Annotated in this window: 19 protein-coding genes and 1 riboswitch; of the genes, 14 read left to right on the top strand and 5 right to left on the bottom strand. The window is 55.7% G+C overall.

Features of this window, described 5'->3' with window-relative positions; all coding sequences use genetic code 11:
* Positions 1–138: 138 nt before the first annotated feature.
* Positions 139–591, top strand: coding sequence for a GNAT family N-acetyltransferase (locus AC1V0D_RS15355; RefSeq protein ID WP_181161947.1), 453 nt, complete (start codon positions 139–141; stop codon positions 589–591).
* Here the strand turns inward: AC1V0D_RS15355 and AC1V0D_RS15350 are convergent, their stop codons facing one another.
* Positions 592–1071 carry an Lrp/AsnC family transcriptional regulator gene (locus AC1V0D_RS15350; protein WP_009092704.1) on the bottom strand — a complete coding sequence of 160 codons (480 nt, stop codon included), beginning with the start codon at positions 1069–1071 and terminating at the stop codon, positions 592–594.
* A 437-nt stretch (positions 1072–1508) separates the two neighbouring features.
* Here AC1V0D_RS15350 and AC1V0D_RS15345 point away from each other — a divergent pair, with 437 nt between their 5' ends.
* Positions 1509–2135 (top strand): LysE family translocator, encoded by a 627-nt coding sequence (locus tag AC1V0D_RS15345; RefSeq protein ID WP_111207184.1) that lies wholly within the window; start codon positions 1509–1511, stop codon positions 2133–2135.
* A 156-nt stretch (positions 2136–2291) separates the two neighbouring features.
* Here the strand turns inward: AC1V0D_RS15345 and AC1V0D_RS15340 are convergent, their stop codons facing one another.
* Positions 2292–2534 carry a DUF2938 family protein gene (locus tag AC1V0D_RS15340; protein WP_482907739.1) on the bottom strand — a complete coding sequence of 81 codons (243 nt, stop codon included), beginning with the start codon at positions 2532–2534 and terminating at the stop codon, positions 2292–2294.
* A gap of 279 nt (positions 2535–2813) precedes the next feature.
* Between AC1V0D_RS15340 and AC1V0D_RS15335 the strand changes: the two genes are divergently transcribed.
* The gene (locus tag AC1V0D_RS15335) at positions 2814–4154 is read left to right on the top strand and encodes an MFS transporter (protein ID WP_033736842.1); all 1341 of its coding nucleotides are present in this window, start codon (positions 2814–2816) and stop codon (positions 4152–4154) included.
* A 551-nt stretch (positions 4155–4705) separates the two neighbouring features.
* Here AC1V0D_RS15335 and AC1V0D_RS15330 read toward each other — a convergent pair.
* Both AC1V0D_RS15330 and AC1V0D_RS15325 read right to left on the bottom strand, forming a co-directional pair.
* The gene (locus AC1V0D_RS15330; RefSeq protein WP_482907711.1) at positions 4706–5656 is read right to left on the bottom strand and encodes a hydroxyacid dehydrogenase; all 951 of its coding nucleotides are present in this window, start codon (positions 5654–5656) and stop codon (positions 4706–4708) included.
* Positions 5656–6348 (bottom strand): RraA family protein, encoded by a 693-nt coding sequence (locus AC1V0D_RS15325; RefSeq protein ID WP_046102875.1) that lies wholly within the window; start codon positions 6346–6348, stop codon positions 5656–5658. Before AC1V0D_RS15325 ends, AC1V0D_RS15330 begins: the two co-directional genes overlap by 1 nt.
* A gap of 172 nt (positions 6349–6520) precedes the next feature.
* On the opposite strand from AC1V0D_RS15325, the gene AC1V0D_RS15320 reads away from it, so the two are divergent.
* From AC1V0D_RS15320 to AC1V0D_RS15300, 5 genes are all read left to right on the top strand, one after another.
* The gene (locus AC1V0D_RS15320) at positions 6521–7231 is read left to right on the top strand and encodes an IclR family transcriptional regulator (protein WP_009093107.1); all 711 of its coding nucleotides are present in this window, start codon (positions 6521–6523) and stop codon (positions 7229–7231) included.
* Positions 7232–7568: 337 nt separating this feature from the next.
* Positions 7569–8552 carry a DUF1852 domain-containing protein gene (locus tag AC1V0D_RS15315; protein ID WP_482907710.1) on the top strand — a complete coding sequence of 328 codons (984 nt, stop codon included), beginning with the start codon at positions 7569–7571 and terminating at the stop codon, positions 8550–8552.
* Positions 8553–8575: 23 nt separating this feature from the next.
* Positions 8576–9607, top strand: coding sequence for a methionine synthase (locus AC1V0D_RS15310; RefSeq protein WP_009093105.1), 1032 nt, complete (start codon positions 8576–8578; stop codon positions 9605–9607).
* Positions 9608–9913: 306 nt separating this feature from the next.
* On the top strand, positions 9914–10543 hold the full coding sequence (locus AC1V0D_RS15305; protein WP_009093104.1) for a LysE family translocator: 630 nt from the start codon (positions 9914–9916) through the stop codon (positions 10541–10543).
* A gap of 141 nt (positions 10544–10684) precedes the next feature.
* Positions 10685–11122 (top strand): GFA family protein, encoded by a 438-nt coding sequence (locus AC1V0D_RS15300; protein WP_046102879.1) that lies wholly within the window; start codon positions 10685–10687, stop codon positions 11120–11122.
* Between the two features lie 42 nt (positions 11123–11164).
* Here AC1V0D_RS15300 and AC1V0D_RS15295 read toward each other — a convergent pair whose 3' ends face one another.
* Complete coding sequence (locus tag AC1V0D_RS15295) at positions 11165–11719, bottom strand: P-loop NTPase family protein (RefSeq protein WP_482907709.1); 555 nt, start codon at positions 11717–11719, stop codon at positions 11165–11167.
* 217 nt (positions 11720–11936) lie between these two features.
* On the opposite strand from AC1V0D_RS15295, the gene AC1V0D_RS15290 reads away from it, so the two are divergent.
* The 6 genes from AC1V0D_RS15290 (at position 11937) to AC1V0D_RS15265 (ending at position 16611) form a co-directional block, all read left to right on the top strand.
* Positions 11937–13055, top strand: a complete 1119-nt coding sequence (locus AC1V0D_RS15290; RefSeq protein ID WP_482907708.1) for an alkene reductase — start codon at positions 11937–11939, stop codon at positions 13053–13055.
* 16 nt (positions 13056–13071) lie between these two features.
* A complete protein-coding gene (locus AC1V0D_RS15285) occupies positions 13072–13389 on the top strand; it encodes an ArsR/SmtB family transcription factor (protein ID WP_482907707.1) in 318 nt (105 codons plus the stop codon).
* A 107-nt stretch (positions 13390–13496) separates the two neighbouring features.
* Positions 13497–13617, top strand: a riboswitch (TPP riboswitch).
* An 84-nt stretch (positions 13618–13701) separates the two neighbouring features.
* Complete coding sequence (locus AC1V0D_RS15280; protein ID WP_482907706.1) at positions 13702–14685, top strand: FAD-dependent oxidoreductase; 984 nt, start codon at positions 13702–13704, stop codon at positions 14683–14685.
* Positions 14675–14872, top strand: coding sequence for a sulfur carrier protein ThiS (thiS, locus tag AC1V0D_RS15275; protein WP_140923545.1), 198 nt, complete (start codon positions 14675–14677; stop codon positions 14870–14872). Before AC1V0D_RS15280 ends, thiS begins: the two co-directional genes overlap by 11 nt.
* A gap of 2 nt (positions 14873–14874) precedes the next feature.
* A complete protein-coding gene (locus AC1V0D_RS15270) occupies positions 14875–15633 on the top strand; it encodes a thiazole synthase (RefSeq protein WP_140923543.1) in 759 nt (252 codons plus the stop codon).
* A 9-nt stretch (positions 15634–15642) separates the two neighbouring features.
* Positions 15643–16611 carry a HesA/MoeB/ThiF family protein gene (locus AC1V0D_RS15265; protein ID WP_140923541.1) on the top strand — a complete coding sequence of 323 codons (969 nt, stop codon included), beginning with the start codon at positions 15643–15645 and terminating at the stop codon, positions 16609–16611.
* Positions 16612–16619: the final 8 nt, after the last annotated feature.

Raw genomic sequence — 16619 nt, 5'->3', positions numbered from 1 at the left:
CGTGAATGCGCGACGAGCCCTCATCCGGGCATTGTGAGACGGGTCCAGTCTTATTAATCCCGTCCATGAGTGCCAGGGGGGATGTCGCTGACCGGATTTCGTTTTATTCTGACGGTTAAAAGAAAAACGGAGGCTGGCATGATTAGGGTAGAAAAAGCCGATCCCTGCGCCCCGGAGTCGCAACGGCTGATAAATGCGCTTTCAGCCGAGCTCGCGGCAATAACCGGCGATGATGGCAGGCGACACTTTGCAATGGCTGCTATGGATGAGGAGAGGGCGCTCTGGGTGGTGGCCAGAAATCATCAGGGTGTGGCTGTAGGCTGCGGCGCTATCCGACCGCTTACAGAGACGGTTGCCGAACTGAAGAGAATGTATTCAGACCGCAGTGACGCCGGGATCGGCAGGGCATTACTGACTTTCCTCGAAGAGTCGGCTCCGGGAATGGGATACACGGAAATCTGGCTCGAAACCCGTGCTGTGAACCATAAGGCTGTCCGTTTTTATCAGAACAGCGGATATAACCGCATCGCAAATTATGGGCCCTACATAAACCGGGAAGACGCGGTGTGCTTTGCTAAGGTGCTATCGTAGTCATCCTTGCACAGACGCTTTATTTACAGGATAAGTAACGAGTGGTTTGATCTCTTTAAGGACAAACATACTCTGCATCTCTTTGATTCCCGGCAATCTGCGCACTACTGACATGGCAAAATCGGCATAGGAATCCAGATCCGATGCGACAACCTGCAGAAGGAAGTCGGCATCCCCACCGATGCTATAACAGGCCACAACGTCCTCAAGCGCCGTGACTTCCTCTTCAAACTTTCTGGCCTGCGCTTCACTGTGGCTGTCAATGACTACCCGAATGAAAACCATCACGCCCAGACCAATCTTTTTGCGATCCAGAACAGCGCGGTAACCCTTGATCACTTCATCTTCTTCAAGCCTGCGCACTTTGCGCCAGCAGGGAGAAGCTGAAACGTTGATCTTCTCCGCCAGTTCCTGATTGGTGACGCGCGCATCGTTCTGCAGAACTTCAAGAATCTTCACATCTGTCGGGCTGAGTGCCATTTAGGGAAATTCCTTTCTTAATGTAATCAATAAGTGGTTATTTCTACCTGAAAACCTGCGCCGGGTAAATGAGATAGGTGACTCTTTCCTCTTTGTTTACGGCATAATTGATTCACCGTTCAGGAGAGATAAGGCAGGATAAGATCCTGTTCAGAGGTCATGCATACTCTTCTCTTTCTCAATCACCTGAATTTATTTTCTGGCTCAAGGCAAAAAAAGAGGGTTTTAAACCTGACTCTTCTCATTATGACCTGCATAAGAGTCTGCTTTACGCTATGCAATTTAAAAGCGGGTGTCAGAGTTTTAATTTCCCTGGCTCCGTTAATTTTCTCTGAAGCGTTCTGGTGGTGTCCAAAACATTAAAGATTATTGCTACATGAATTAGCGGCGCTTTTAATCCGCCGTCCCTCTCTCTTCTATTAAAAACAGGAATGACGATGTCTGGAATCGCTCAGGTAATTTCTTATGTTGCAGCTCTCGGTCTGGCTGCTGCCATCCCCGGCCCCGGAATGACGGCGTTGGTTGCACGTAGTGTCTGTGGGGGTGCTGTTTCCGCTTTTGCTATGCTGGCAGGACTTATTCTGGGGGATTTGATCTATTTAACACTGGCGATATTTGGTCTGGGGGTTATTGGGCAGACTAATGACACTATCTTCACCCTGATTAACTATGCTGCTTCACTCTATTTATGTCTGCTGTCATGGCAGTTCTGGTGCAGTCAGCCGGAGGCGATAAATATTGCACAGAAAACGACAAACAAAGAACTGGCAACAGCCTGGTTTTCAGGGCTGACCATAACACTTGGGAATCCCAAAACTATCGCTTTTTATCTGGCGATACTGCCTCTTGTCATTTCTCTGGATAATGTGTCATTAAAAATGTGGGGAGGAATGCTGGTGCCCGTTACCGTATTGGTCCTTTTAAGCGTTGGCGCGGTTTTTATTCTTGCCGCGCTCAGAATACGCCATCTGCTCGCCAGTGAAAAAGCGCAACGACGCCTTTTTCGACTGGCCGCATCCATTATGATTCTGGCTGCGTCTGGAATGGTAATAAAGAATCTTTAACTTCCGGCTATATATCCGCAACCCGCTCCCCTGAGAATCGTTGAATGAATGGGCGCTCTGTTCTTCCGCAATCTTAAAGAGCCACTTGCCGTTTTCGGTCAGGAGAATGCAGTGGCATCAAATGCAGCGCGTTTCAGGCAGAGCCTCCATCCGACGCTAATAAGTCAGCAAGGTTGTGATTGAGAGTCTGCATCCATACGCTATATGCGTAAGAAGGCTAAGCAGTCGGGCTCGCCAGGGACGGGGCGTTCGCGACGCCGCGAAGCCAAAACCCAGCGCGGGCTGAAGCACGATAAAGGGAGCGGATAGCGTTAGCAGACCAGTCAGCAGAGCCGTCCTGAATGAGGGATCATGAAACCAGGCCGATCCATCCAGAACAAGCGGTATAAAAGCAAAAATTATCCCTGGATGACGGCCTTTGTTCTCATTACTCTCTCCCGTCGCATCAACCCCGCAAAAAATCTGTCCGGTCTTTATCCTGGTAACGACTTGCCCGTCACATAAACCAGATGTGCTGAATACTTTTTTGTGACAAATAACACAACCTGATTACATCTTCCGGCGGAGACGCTTTTTTATCGTGATAATGGTTTTACTGAGTACATTAATGTTTTACAGAGTACAACAATGCGTTTTGCGTATCACGCGCAAAACGATGACAAAAATGTGAGGATCATCATGTCTGAAAAACAGCACATCACGACTTTCTCTGCCGATATCGAGCAGCAGACCGTAAAAAAGGTGGTCTGGCGCATTTTGCCATTTCTGATTGTCTGTTATCTGATTGCCATTATTGACCGCGGCAACATAGGCATGGCTTCGTTGCAGATGAACGAAGATCTGGGGTTGTCGAAAGCGGTGTTTGGCCTGGCGAGCAGCCTGTTTTTCGTCGGCTACTTCCTGTTTGAAGTCCCCAGCAACCTTGCGATGCAGAAGATTGGTGCAAAGATCTGGATCTCGCGCATCATGGTCTCCTGGGGCATCATCTCGGTCTGTACGGCCTTCGTCGAAAGCGCCAATACGCTCTATGTTCTGCGCTTCTTACTGGGTGCCGCTGAGGCAGGATTCTTCCCGGGCGTCATTCTTTATCTGACCTACTGGATCCCCGGCAAATACCGTGCACGCGTCATCGCGACCTTCATGGTCGCTATCCCTGCCGCGAACTTTATCGGCTCACCTATCTCAGGTCTGATTCTGTCACTCGATGGCTGGCTGGGCATGCGTGGCTGGCACTGGCTGTTCATCCTGGAAGGCATTCCGGCCGTGGTGCTGGGTGTGGCCGCTTTCTTCATGCTGAGCAACCGCCCCTCTGATGCCAGCTGGCTGAATCAGGAGCAGAAAGCCTGGCTGAATACCACGCTGGAAGCGGAAAACGCGAAGAAAAAAGCGATTGGACACATCTCCCTGTGGAAGCTGCTGCGCCATAAACATATCTGGGTGATGGCGCTGATTTATGCAGGTGCCTCGGCGGCAGGTTCAACGCTGAGCGTCTGGTCTCCGCAGTTGCTGAAATCTTTCGGTCTGGACAACTTCACAACCGGTTTAGTAAATGCGATCCCTTACGGTCTGGCTTCTGTTCTGATGATTGTCTGGGGCAGAAGCTCTGACCGCAGCGGCGAACGTCGCTGGCACACCGCGCTGACGCTGTTTTTAATCGCAGGCGGTCTGCTCTCTGCATTCCTGACCAACACGTTGACCGGCAGCGTCGTGATTCTGTCGCTGGTGCTGATTGGTGCTTACTCAATGAAAGGGCCTTTCTGGGCGCTGGCTTCGGGCTGGATGTCATCCACGACGGCTGCGGCGGGTCTGGCTGCTATCGGGGCAATGGCTAACCTGATTGGCGGAGGATTGATGGTTAACGTTTACGGCATCATCAATCAGGCCACCGGCAGTCACACCCTGGCAATGCTGCCACTGGCTGTGCTCTGCAGCGTCGGCGGCATCGCCGTGCTGGTTATGGGACGCACCAAAAAATTAAACATTGAAGTTGAGAATACCGCTTCACCCGTCAGTAAATAACGTTGTCAGCCCGGAGACGCTGCTCGCCGTGTCTCCGGGCTTCTCCCTTCACTCATCCTCCTGCCGCCTCTTTTTCCTGATCGATCTCTTTGTGTGCAACACCCCCTCGCTTACTCAACAGCCATGTTAACTCGCCCATCTTTTCACTGAGCCACGCCTGGCACTTCTGTAAGCCTGTAGCGGGCTGTCATCCCCTCTGAATGCCATCTGACGAAAGCGGGCCGTATGCAGGGGCTCACCCTCGGCTGGAGGAAGAGTGGTGTAAGGAGCGCTGGTTCAGCCAGAAGGGAGGTGCTGACAGTGAGTCTGGCCCTGCAGGGACAGGTGACGCTATCTGCGGGTGTTTAAAGCTGGAGTGCCGCGATGCGGCATCTGAATGCTGAGCGCGTCTGTCAGTGCATGGCAGGCCACAGGGAGGGCAGAGGGAAAGTTTCAGAGGACAGGGCGGTAAAGCGGCAAGGGCATAGCCTGAAAGCCAGGCAAAAGAGAGAACGCATAAAAAAACCGGCTAAACGGCCCAGGCGCCTGTTTAGCCGATCAGGAAAAGCCGATCAGGAAACCGGACTTTCGTCTTTCACCGGTTCTGCCAGCACGTTCAGCACGTTTGTGGCTGCCACGGTGCCCATTTTCACGTAGGAGTTATCACTGACGCCACCAATGTGTGGCGACAGAATCACGTTGTCGACATTCTGCCAGATATGCGGGGCGGTCAGCGGTTCTGTGGCAAAGCTATCCAGCGCCGCCGAGGCGATCGTGCCGTCATTCAGTGCCGCGATCAGGGCGTCATCATCGATCAGCCCCCCGCGAGCCGTATTCACCAGAATGGCGCCTTTTTTACACAACGCCAGCGACTCTGCGTTGATCATCTTTTGTGTCTGTTCCGTCAGCGGGCAGTGCAATGAAATCACATCTGACTGACGCAGCAGATCGTCCAGCGAGGAGGAGACACACTCATCCGGGAAAGTGCGCGCATAGGGATCATAGGCCAGGACGTTCATGCCAAAAGCGCGGCCGATTCGGGCCACGCGACCCCCTATCGCCCCCAGACCCACCAGCCCGAGGGTTCTGCCCTCCAGCTCCACGGATTTGTGGGTCGATTTATCCCAGTGTCCCTGACGCATGCGTTGATCCAGAGGGATCACCGATTTAGCGCAGGCCAGGATCAGCGCCCAGGCGTGCTCTGACACGGCAGCCGCGTTGGCACCCGGAGCCGACTGAACACTGATATGACGCTCAGCGGCGGCTTTCTGATCGATGACATCGATGCCACTGCCGTGTTTGGAGATAACGCGCAGAGCGGGGGCGGCGTCCATGATGCGGGCGTTAATCTTGCCGTAGCGGACGATGATCCCCACCGGGTTGTGCTGCTGGCAGAGCTGAACCAGGGTCTCTTCACCCGGCTGTTTGCCTGCATACACAATGGTGAAATCGTCGAGCAGGCTCACTGCCTGCGGTGCCAGATCGCTGGCGGTGACCAGAATGACAGGAGAAGAGGTCGTCATTACAGCACCTCCCCGTCAACCAGCATGCCAGCCGTAAGCAGCGCTTTCTCTAACCAGGGCGCGCGGAGATCACCATCGCGAATGGCGGCGATGCGGCTGGTTTCGAAATCCAGTTTTTTCTGCGCCAGTTCGATCAGGGCCGGAACGGCTTCACGAGGCAGCACAACCACGCCATCGATGTCGCCAATCACCAGATCGCCCGGCTGAATTGCTGCGCCTGCTACTGAAACAGGGAAGTTAACCCGTCCCGCCACCGATTTGGTCGGGCCGCACGGGTTCAGGCCCGCGGCAAATACCGGGAAGCCATTGGTGCTCAGTGCATCGGCATCACGAACCGCGCCATCGATAATAATCCCGGCAATGCCAGAGGCCTGCGCCTGAGTAGACATAATTTCGCCGATTAATGCGCAGCTGATGTCGCCTTTGCCATCAACCACAATCACATCGCCCGGCTGGGCAATAGCCAGTGCGGCGTGGATAGCGAGGTTGTCACCCGGTCTGACTTCAACGGTGATAGCGGGGCCGGCAACTTTCATGGTGTGGGAAAGCGGTTTTACGCGTCCGTGCAGCGTTCCGCGTCGCCCGGCAACATCTGCCAGTATCGCGGCCTGAAACTGAGCAGCCTGTTTTACGAGCTCTGGCGCGATACGGGTAATGTCGCGATTGATGAAGGTATTATCTGCATGTGGCATAGATCATCCTCTTTCGTTTTACCAGGTACAACTTTGTTGTACAATATAAAACTACTATATCTATGTTAATTTGGATCACACCAGTGTTAAGCATTCATTTGTGATGTAAATACGATGTGAATCACAAATTACAGGGTAAACTGCCTGCCGTCGCAAACAGGAGAACCTGCTAATGGGGAATGAAGGCGTAATTGCCGTAGAAAAAGCGCTGGCGCTACTGGATTGTTTCAGGCCTGGCGAAGAGTCACTCACGCTGACCGCGCTGGCCCAGCTTTCCGGGTATCACAAAACGACGGTTTATCGCCTGATGAACTCACTGGAACGCATGAATTACGTTATCCGGCGCGACAACGGGGTTTATACCCTGGGACCGAGACTGCTCTATCTGGGCAAGCTCTATGAACAATCCTTTCATCTTGCCACTATCGTCCAGCCTGAGCTTCATGCCCTGGCGACGGCCACGGGTGAAAGCGCCACCTGGTATGTCATCGAGAAGGATCAGCGACTCTGTCTGTTCCGCGCGGAACCGTCAGAAGGCTTGCGGGAAACGCGTCTGCCCGGAACGTTTCTGCCGCTGGACAATTCAGCCATCGGAAAGGTGCTCCGCTGCTGGGGACGCAGAGAACCGCTGTTTGAGACTCAGCCGGAACTTCCGTTGTTTACCTCCGGTATCCGCGATCCGCATATCGCGTCCTTGTCACTTCCGGTGTTTGGTGAGGGCGACAATATGCTCGCGGCCCTGGCCCTGACCGGGCCCGCTTCACGCCTGACAGAGGCGAAGCGCGACGGTGGTCTGGGTAAACTGATGAAAGAGGCGGCGCACAGGCTTTCCCTGAAATCGGGTGCGCGAAAAGCATTCTGCGATGATTTTTATAAGATCTAGCGCAGCGCACCAGCGGTAACGTTACCGCTGGTGAGATAAGCCCGGCACCCGTGCAGATTTGCCGCGACGCCGGGTTCTGTGCGAAGGTGACAGGCCCGCGCACGGGGGCGGGTAAATGAATGTCCCGCCCGATCGTGAAAAATCCCCCGCTTTCCCGTCTCTACATGAATTTCCTTCATGTTCGTTGAAATTTAATCACTTTTTTTCACCCGCCCGTTGAGGCATAAAGTAAGAATTGTTAATAACTTTGAGAAATATGAATGCTTGTTAAGGGATAGCAAAGCTGCATAACCCTCTCAGCAACAATTCATATCAGCGACCAGGATACCCGATAGCGATGAACAACGATTTTGCCTTTACCATCAAGCGTATTCGTTTCGACGAAAACTATAACCCTTCAAAAAATACGCGCGCGACGACGAACTTTGCGAATTTAGCGCGTGGCGAAAAGCGTCAGGAAAATCTGCGCAACGCCCTGGTGATGATCGATAATCGTTTTAACTCGCTGGCGCACTGGGACAATCCAAAGGCTGACCGCTATTCCGTTGAACTGGAGATCATTTCTGCGGAGCTGAATCTGCAGGGTGGCGCTGACGGCGAAGCGTTTCCGGCTATCGAAATTTTAAAAACCTATATCGTGGATCATCACACCGGTGAGCGCAGCGAGGGCATTGTGGGAAATAATTTCTCATCCTACGTGCGTGATTATGATTTCAGCGTGGTGCTGGCAGATTTCAATAAAGGGCAGACTGAATTCAGCACCCCATCGGATTTTGGCCAGCTGCACGGCAACATTTTTAAAAGCTTTGTTAACTCAGCGGTCTATAAAGAGAATTTTAGCAAATCACCGGTTATCTGCCTGAGCGTGTCCAGCAAAAACACCTATGTGCGCACCGGCAATCAGCATCCCATCCTGGGCATTGAATATCAGCAGGATGCGCCTTCACTGACCGACTTCTACTTCGGGAAAATGGGCCTGAAAGTGCGTTTCTTTATGCCGCAGGGCAGCGTTGCGCCGCTGGCATTCTATTTCCACGGGGATCTGCTCAGCGATTACACCGACCTTGAGCTGATCGGCACTATCAGCACCATGGAAACGTTCCAGAAGATCTATCGCCCTGAAATCTATAACGCGAATTCCGCTGCCGGTCACTGCTATCAGCCGACGCTGCAGCATCAGGATTATTCTTTAACCCGGATTGTTTACGATCGTGAAGAGCGCAGCCGGCTGGCTGTTGAGCAGGGGAAATTTACTGAGGCCCATTTCATTAAGCCTAACCAGACCCTGCTGGCGAAATGGTCCGCTGAATCCGTTCTTTAATTAAAATTAAAAGGTCACCTGCTATGAAAACCTTATTACCGACATCCACCGCTGGCAGCCTGCCAAAACCCTCATGGATTGCACAGCCAGAGGTGCTCTGGTCACCCTGGAAACTGCAGGATGATGAGTTAGTGGCGGGTAAATTAGATGCGCTGCGTCTCTGCCTGGACGATCAGGTGCGGGCGGGGATCGATATCGTCAGTGATGGTGAGCAAACCCGTCAGCACTTCGTCACGACCTTTATCGAACACCTCAGCGGCGTGGATTTTGAAAAGCGCGAAGTGGTGCGTATCCGTAATCGTTATGATGCCAGCGTCCCGACCGTGGTGGGTGAAGTCTCCCGTCAGAAGCCGGTCTTTGTCGAAGATGCAAAGGTTCTACGTAAGCTGACCGATCGTCCGATTAAATGGGCGCTGCCGGGGCCGATGACCATGATCGATACCCTTTACGACAACCACTACAAAAGTCGCGAAAAACTGGCGTGGGAATTTGCAAAAATCCTCAACCAGGAGGCAAAAGAGCTGGAAGCCGCAGGCGTGGATATTATTCAGTTTGATGAGCCGGCTTTTAACGTCTTTTTCGACGAAGTCAACGACTGGGGCATTGCGGCACTAGAGCGCGCTGTCGAAGGGCTGAAGTGTGAAACCGCCGTGCATATCTGCTATGGCTATGGCATCAAAGCGAACACTGACTGGAAGAAAACGCTGGGAACCGAGTGGCGCCAGTATGAAGAGGTCTTCCCGAAACTGCAGCGCTCATCGATCGATATCGTCTCGCTGGAGTGCCAGAACTCGCGGGTGCCGATGGATTTGATCGAGCTGATTCGCGGTAAAAAAGTGATGGTCGGCGCCATTGATGTGGCAACCCATAATATTGAGACGCCGGAAGAGGTCGCCAGTACGCTGCGCAAGGCGTTGCAGTTTGTGGATGCCGAAAATCTCTACCCTTCGACCAACTGCGGCATGATCCCGCTGCCGCGTCATGTTGCCAATGGCAAGCTCAACGCGTTGAGCGCAGGCGCAGAGATTGTCCGCAGAGAAATTCTGGGCAAATAAGCGCTTCCTGAGCCCGTTCAGTCCGGCGAATGATTTCATTTTCACAATGCGATCGGCCGGACTGACTCTTAATTCTGCTTTTGCCCGTCTCATTTCCCGCTAAACCTCTTCAGCACTGCGCCCGTGCGCGATGACAAATGCGCATATAAACCGCTCAACCTGCCGGATTTCATCCGGACTCTCATCCGACCTGATCTTTATCCCCGCTGAATGAGATTCCGCCCATCAGGCGGACGACAGCATCACTGGTAAATGTTCGCCACAACCGATATAACAGATTGATAACAATCAATCTCAGAGGCAGTTATGGCGCTTTCGCATGAATTACTCCTGATTTTCACCACCTACTTTGTCGCCACGGCCAGCCCGGGTCCCAGCAATATGGCGATAATGGGAACGGCGATGAAAAAGGGCAGGGGAGCCGCCCTGGCGCTGGCAGCAGGTGTGGTGAGCGGCTCGATGATCTGGGCGCTACTGGCCGCCTGTGGCGTGCTGACGGTGCTGGCCACCTTCGCAAAGTTGCTGATTGTATTGAAGGTTGGCGGCGGGTTATATCTGCTCTGGCTGGCATTTAAAGCGGGTAAATCGGCCCTGCGCCGCACGGAAGCGACAGACATTGATGCCAGCACTGAGCGGGTCGCCTGGGGCAGACTGTTTCGCCAGGGAATACTCATGCATGTCGGCAATCCCAAGGCGATTCTCACCTGGGTGGCGATCATGTCTTTTGCCCTGAAGCCCGATATGGCTGCCTCCACGGTACCGCTGATCATCGCTGGCTGTGCAACGATCTGTCTGCTGGTGTTCGGCGGATATGCGCTGCTCTTCTCGACGGCGGTGATGAGCGCGTTCTATCGCCGCATCCGTCGCGGACTGGAGGCGCTGTTAGCCTGCTGCTTTGCGCTGGCGGGGCTGAAACTGGTGTTCAGTCGCCACTAAGTCGGGGATGGCCGTTCGCGACTTCTGCATGAAAATGGCACACCCTGTGCTGATGCAAACAACGGTTTCGCCAGGGTGTCACTGCGATCAGGGGGGCATCCGCAGCGGTGGCCTCTCTCATTACATCAACAAGGCGGTGAAATGAAAGGCTCGTGCTTGTGTGAAACGGTGGTTTTTGAGCTGGCAGCGCCACCCACGCTTTACTACCGTTGTCACTGTTCGCTGTGCAGAAAGCAGAGCGGAACCGGTTATAACCTGGCGACGCTGGTGAAAGCGGGGGAGTTCCGCTGGACTGGCGGAGAAGATCACCTGGCGTCATGGCAAAAAGCCAGCGGTTATCGCAACGATTTCTGCACCCGCTGTGGCTCCACCGTGCCCAACCCGTTGCGGGACAGGCCTTATGTCTGGATTCCGGTGGGTTTACTCAATGAGGCGTTGGATATGCAGTGTGTCGGCGACTTCTGCACTGATGATGCGATGCCCTGGGACACGACCCGCTCAGCAACCACCCATGCCGGACCGGTGCCGTCGCTGACGGCGCTGTTGACCCATCTGAAACTTGCTGATGAATCGCCATAGTTTCTCTGAGGGTTTCTGTCTGCATTCCTGGCCGTTGGCTGGTTATGTTCCAGGGTGTTTTAGCTGAAGTCCCCACTCTTCCGCGCAGATATTCATGGCGCGAGGAGAACTGAGCAGCAGTTTTGGCAGCGTGAGCGAGTCATAGAGCTGCCTGTGCCGCTTCCGGTTCTGAGGGGCGATGCGGGCAATGTAGTTTATCATCGCCAGGCTTACCGGCTCTCTGTGAGTCCTGAGTCCCCCGATCCTCGGGGTGGAGGAGTAGCATCGCCGGACATAGCGCAGCAGCGCTAAGGGCACGCTGACATCCAGAAGAATCAGTCCGGTTGCCCGGGCGAGTCGTGCTTCAATACACTTGGTGTAGTTGCCTTCCATGATCCATCTCTCCTGACTGACTGCTTCGGCGTGTAAACGCAGGAACACGTCCGGCTCCCTGGGCACCCACTGACTGCCTGGAATATGATGCAACTGATCCAGGTGCACCACAGGCAGACCTGTTTTGCGTGACAGGGCCTCAGCCAGCGTGGATTTTCCGCTGTTAGAGGGCCCGAGAATACAGATGCGTGGTCCCAGCGCGTCTGACGAGATTAGCCTGTTCACAAATAGCTCCCTGTTAATTCCGATAGATGCGCTATGAGGGTAATTGCGTCTGCATCCGGAACAGCAATCCTACCCCACAGGTTCATCGCCTGGCGATAAGTCTCTCATAACCTGATAAAATCGGGCACAGGACAAATAAAAATCCCACAAACACATTTACAAATTTAAATGTGTAAATATAATGTCGCCTCTTCAAACACCAGAGGATTTTTTAGTCATGCCATCACTTTTTACCCCCCTGAGCCTGGGCGACCTTCAGCTCCGTAACCGCATCGTTCTGCCGCCGCTGACCCGCTGCCGCAGTGAGCAGCCAGGCAATGTTCCCGGTCCGATGATGGTGGAATATTATCGCCAGCGCGCCGGTGCCGGACTGATGATCACTGAAGGCACCCAGATTGAGCCTCGCGGGCAGGGCTATGCATGGACGCCGGGGATACACAGTGAAGCGCAGATTGCGGGCTGGAAAAAAGTCACCGAAGCAGTACATCAGGAAGGTGCCACTCTTTTCTGCCAGCTCTGGCACGTGGGGCGGGTGTCCCATAATGAGCTTCAGCCAGGAAAAGAGGCCCCGGTTGCGCCGTCAGCGATAGCCGCCGATAACGTCCGGGTCTTTATTGAAACCGGACCGGGTGCCGGAATGTTAACCGCGCCCAGCGAGCCGCGGGCACTGACGAACGCGGAAGTAAAAGAGATTGTGGCGCTTTACCGGCGGGCGGCGGAAAATGCCAAAGCGGCCGGGTTCGATGGCGTTGAGCTTCACTCCGCCAACGGCTATCTGATTAATCAGTTTATTTCTGAGCACACCAACTTCCGCACGGATGAATATGGTGGCTCGCCTGAGAATCGTCTGCGTTTTCTGCGTGAAGTGGTTGAAGCGGTAAGTTCGGTCTTTGGCAGTCATCGTGTCGGCGTTCGGTTTGCCCCGCTTTTCAGCAGCACGGACGAAGATCGTGTCTATCTGGGCCTGGTCGAAAGTGATCCGCATGCGACTTATATCCGCGCCGCGCAGCTGCTCAATGAGCTGGAAATCGGTTATCTCTCTATCGCCGAGGCGGACTGGGATAACAGTCCTGACCTGCCGGAGAGCTTCCGGATTGCGCTGCGGGAAACCTTCCGCTCGCCCATTATCTACTCAGGCCGTTACACCGCCGAAAAAGCACAGCGGATGCTGGATAAAGGCTGGGGTGACCTGTTTGGTTTTGGCCGCACCTTTATCGCCAACCCCGATCTGCCCGCGCGGATTAAAGCAGGCAATCCGCTGAATCCTGTGGATCACGCCTCCCTGTATGGCGGAACGGAGAAAGGGTATACTGACTACCCTGTTTATCCATCCTGATGTTTTGTGAGGCGGCATGTCACCCGAAGAGGCCCTGAAGTTACTGGCCAATCCCACCAGAATGGCCGTGCTGATGTGGCTCAAAAACCCTGACGAAGCGTTTGCAGGCTATGCCCAGCTCTATCCCTTCGACCAGTATGGCGTCTGTGCCAGTCTCATCCAGAACAAGGCGGGCTTATCGCAGCCCGCCACCTCGTTATGCCTGAAAGCCCTGCAGGGTGCCGGACTGGTGGAAACCAGCAAAGTGGGTAAATGGACCTACTATCGCCGTGCCGAACCGCGTATTCGGGAAGTCACCGACGCGGTGACGCACTCCCTGCAGGCGCTGCTATAGACGTCGCCGCGCGCCTCTGATCCGGTAACGACATCTTTCCTTGTTTCTCTCTTTCTGCGTCGCGCCCCTGCACACTGCTTGACGAAGCTGTTCGCTTCACTTACAACTAAACCCGTCAGGGGAGTCTCGCCGGAGAGACTGAGAGGCTGATAGCGCACCCGCGCGGCTCAGCGACCCTTAGAACCTGACCCAGTTGATACTGGCGTAGGAAGACGGGTATCGCATCAGATACTTGCCGCAGGAGCGCATTCGCGTCGCTTCTGCCTATTCCCTCTGTATCACGGGTCTTCGTTAACGGATAACGAGGCGAATGTGACCCACTCAATCCTGAATCTCTCTTCTTCCGGAGCACGCAGCCAGGGCCGCTGGTCGGTGCTGGGCAGCGGTGTCGCCGGACTCTGTGTCGCCACCCTGCTGGCGGAACGGGGAGAAGCTGTCGAAATTATTACTCAGCCTGACTGCCGGGCAGCCTCGCACTGGGCGGGCGGCATGCTCGCGCCCTGGTGCGAGGCAGAAAGTGCACCGCCAGAGGTGATCGAATGGGGCCAGCATGCCGCGGGCTGGTGGGCAAAGCGTGTGGATGGTGTGGTGCAGCAGGGCACGCTGGTGGTTGCACCGCCGCGTGACAGCCGTGAGCTGACGCGTTTTGCCAGCATGACGCAGCAGCATCAGTGGGTGGCCCCCGGCGACGTTGAACCGGCGCTGGAAAACCGCTTCGCTCGCGGCCTTTTCTTCGCCCGGGAAGCGCATCTCGACCCGCGTCGGGCGCTGCAGCAGCTGCAGGATACGCTCAAAGAAGCGGGCGTGCCGTTTCACAGCGGTCAGCCCGGCGGAAAGATTATCGACTGTCGCGGCATCCATGCCGCCGATCAGCAGCCCGCGTTGCGTGCCGTGCGCGGCGAAATGGTGATCCTCCATACCCCCGATATTTGCCTCTCCCGTCCCGTCCGGCTGCTCCATCCGCGCTTTCCCTGCTATCTGGTGCCTCGTGCCAATGGGCACTTCATGCTGGGTGCCACCATGGTCGAAAGCCATGACAGCAGCCCGATTAGCGCGAAAGCGATGATGGAGCTGCTGAGCGCCGCTTACAGCCTGCATCCGGCGCTGGCTGAAGCACGGATCGTCGAGAGCGGTACCGGGTTGCGTCCTGCTTACCGGCAGAATCTGCCGGAGGTGCGCTACGAAAATGGCCGCTTCTCGCTCAACGGCCTCTACCGACACGGCTTTTTACTGGCCCCGATAATGGCTGAAAACCTTATGCGGCGACTGACTCAGGAGACACCCCATGCGAATTGAACTCAACGGACGCGCGATTGAAACCGACGCAACGACCCTGGCGGAGCTGATGCAGGAGCAGCAGATCGATCCGCGCACCGTCGCCACCGCCCTGAACGGTGAGTTTGTGCCGCGCACCCGGTACGCCAGCCAGCGACTTGAGGCCGGGAATCAGCTGGAAATTCTGTCCCCGATGCAGGGAGGTTAATCATGTTCTATCAGTTTGCACCGACATCCCGTTTTCTGCTCGGCACCGCCGGTTATCCCTCGCCGGAGATTCTGCATCAGGCGATCGACGCGTCAGGCGCGGAGATCATTACCGTCAGCCTGCGACGGGAGGGGCAGGAAGGCGCGGCCTTTCGCACGCTGCTGCAACAGCTCAACAAACGCATTCTGCCGAATACGGCCGGCTGCCATTCGGTAAAGGAGGCGGTCACCACGGCGCAGATGGCGCGTGAACTGTTTGATACCCCCTGGATCAAGCTGGAGGTGATTGGTCATGCCGATACGCTGCAACCCGACCCCTTTGCGCTGGTGGAAGCCGCCCGCATTCTCTGCGCTGACGGATTTCAGGTGTTTCCCTACACCACGGAAGATCTCATTGTTGGTGAAAAACTGCTGGAAGCCGGCTGTGAAGTGCTGATGCCCTGGGGGGCGCCGATTGGCTCCGGCCAGGGACTGCGCAATATTGAGGGGCTGCGCGCCATGCGTGCCTGGTTTAAGGATATTCCGCTGATTATTGATGCGGGGATCGGCGCGCCGGGCCAGGCGGCTCAGGCGATGGAGATGGGCTTTGATGGCGTGTTGCTCAACACGGCCGTAGCAAAAGCTCGCGATCCGGTCCGGATGGCCGGTGCCTTTGCCGCCGCGATCCATGGGGGACATGAGGCGTTTCAGGCCGGGCTGATGGAGCAGCGCGATATGGCGTCGGCCTCCACGCCCCTGTTTGGTCTGGCACAGTTCAGTTAAGGAGCGACAATGGATCGTTATCAGCGACAGACGATGTTACCGGAAATTGGTGATACGGGGCAGCAGCGACTGAGCAGGGCGCGGGTGCTGGTTGTGGGCGCGGGCGGTCTCAGTGCCACGCTGCTGCCCCTGCTGGCAGGTGCCGGGGTAGGGTTCATTCGTCTTTACGACGGCGATCGGGTTGAACTGCACAACCTTCACCGGCAGACGCTGTTTGGCGTGGACGATGTCGGGCAGCCAAAAGCGCGCTGCGCGCAGCGGGCACTGGCGCAGCGAAACCCTGAGTGTGAAGTCGACGCGCATCCGCAGTCACTGAGCGCCAGTCTGCTGCCGCAGGCACTGGCGGAGATTGATGTGGTGGTGGATGCGGCGGATAACTTTGCCATTACCTATCAGCTTTCGGACGCCTGTTATCCGCGCGGCCTGCCGCTGATCTGCGCCTCAGTGCTGGGGCGTAAAGGCTATGTCGGCGGATTCTGCGGCGGTGCGCCCGGCTATCGCGCGCTGTTTCCGCACTTGCCCACTGCATCGGCTGACTGTAACACCGCGGGCGTTATGGGGCCTGCGGTGGCCACGCTGGGGGCCATGCAGGCACAGATGGTGCTCACGGTATTGCTGAAACTGACGCCTTCACCGCTGGGTTGTATGATCCACTGCGACCTGGCCTCGTGGCATATGCGACAGTTCCGCTTTGACGATGCCCCGGAACCGGAGGCGCCGGGCACGCCGTTCATCGACCAGGCCATGCTTACCGGTGAGGACTGCATTGTGGAGTTGCGCAGCGCCGAAGAGGCCCCGGTCAGCGTGGCGGAAGGGGCGTTGCGCATTCTGCCAGAGCAGATCGCCGGCTGGCAGCCGCCTGCCGATCGACGCGTGGTCCTGGTGTGCGCCAGCGGAATGCGGGCCGCGCGTGCGGCTGAAAATCTTGCCGCACGCGGGGTCACGCGTCTGGCGCTGATGGCGGCAAAGGCGCTGTAACTGCCGGT

The sequence above is a fragment of the Pantoea sp. PA1 genome, from assembly GCF_056856975.1.
This window is presented reverse-complemented; position numbering and strand designations above follow the sequence as displayed.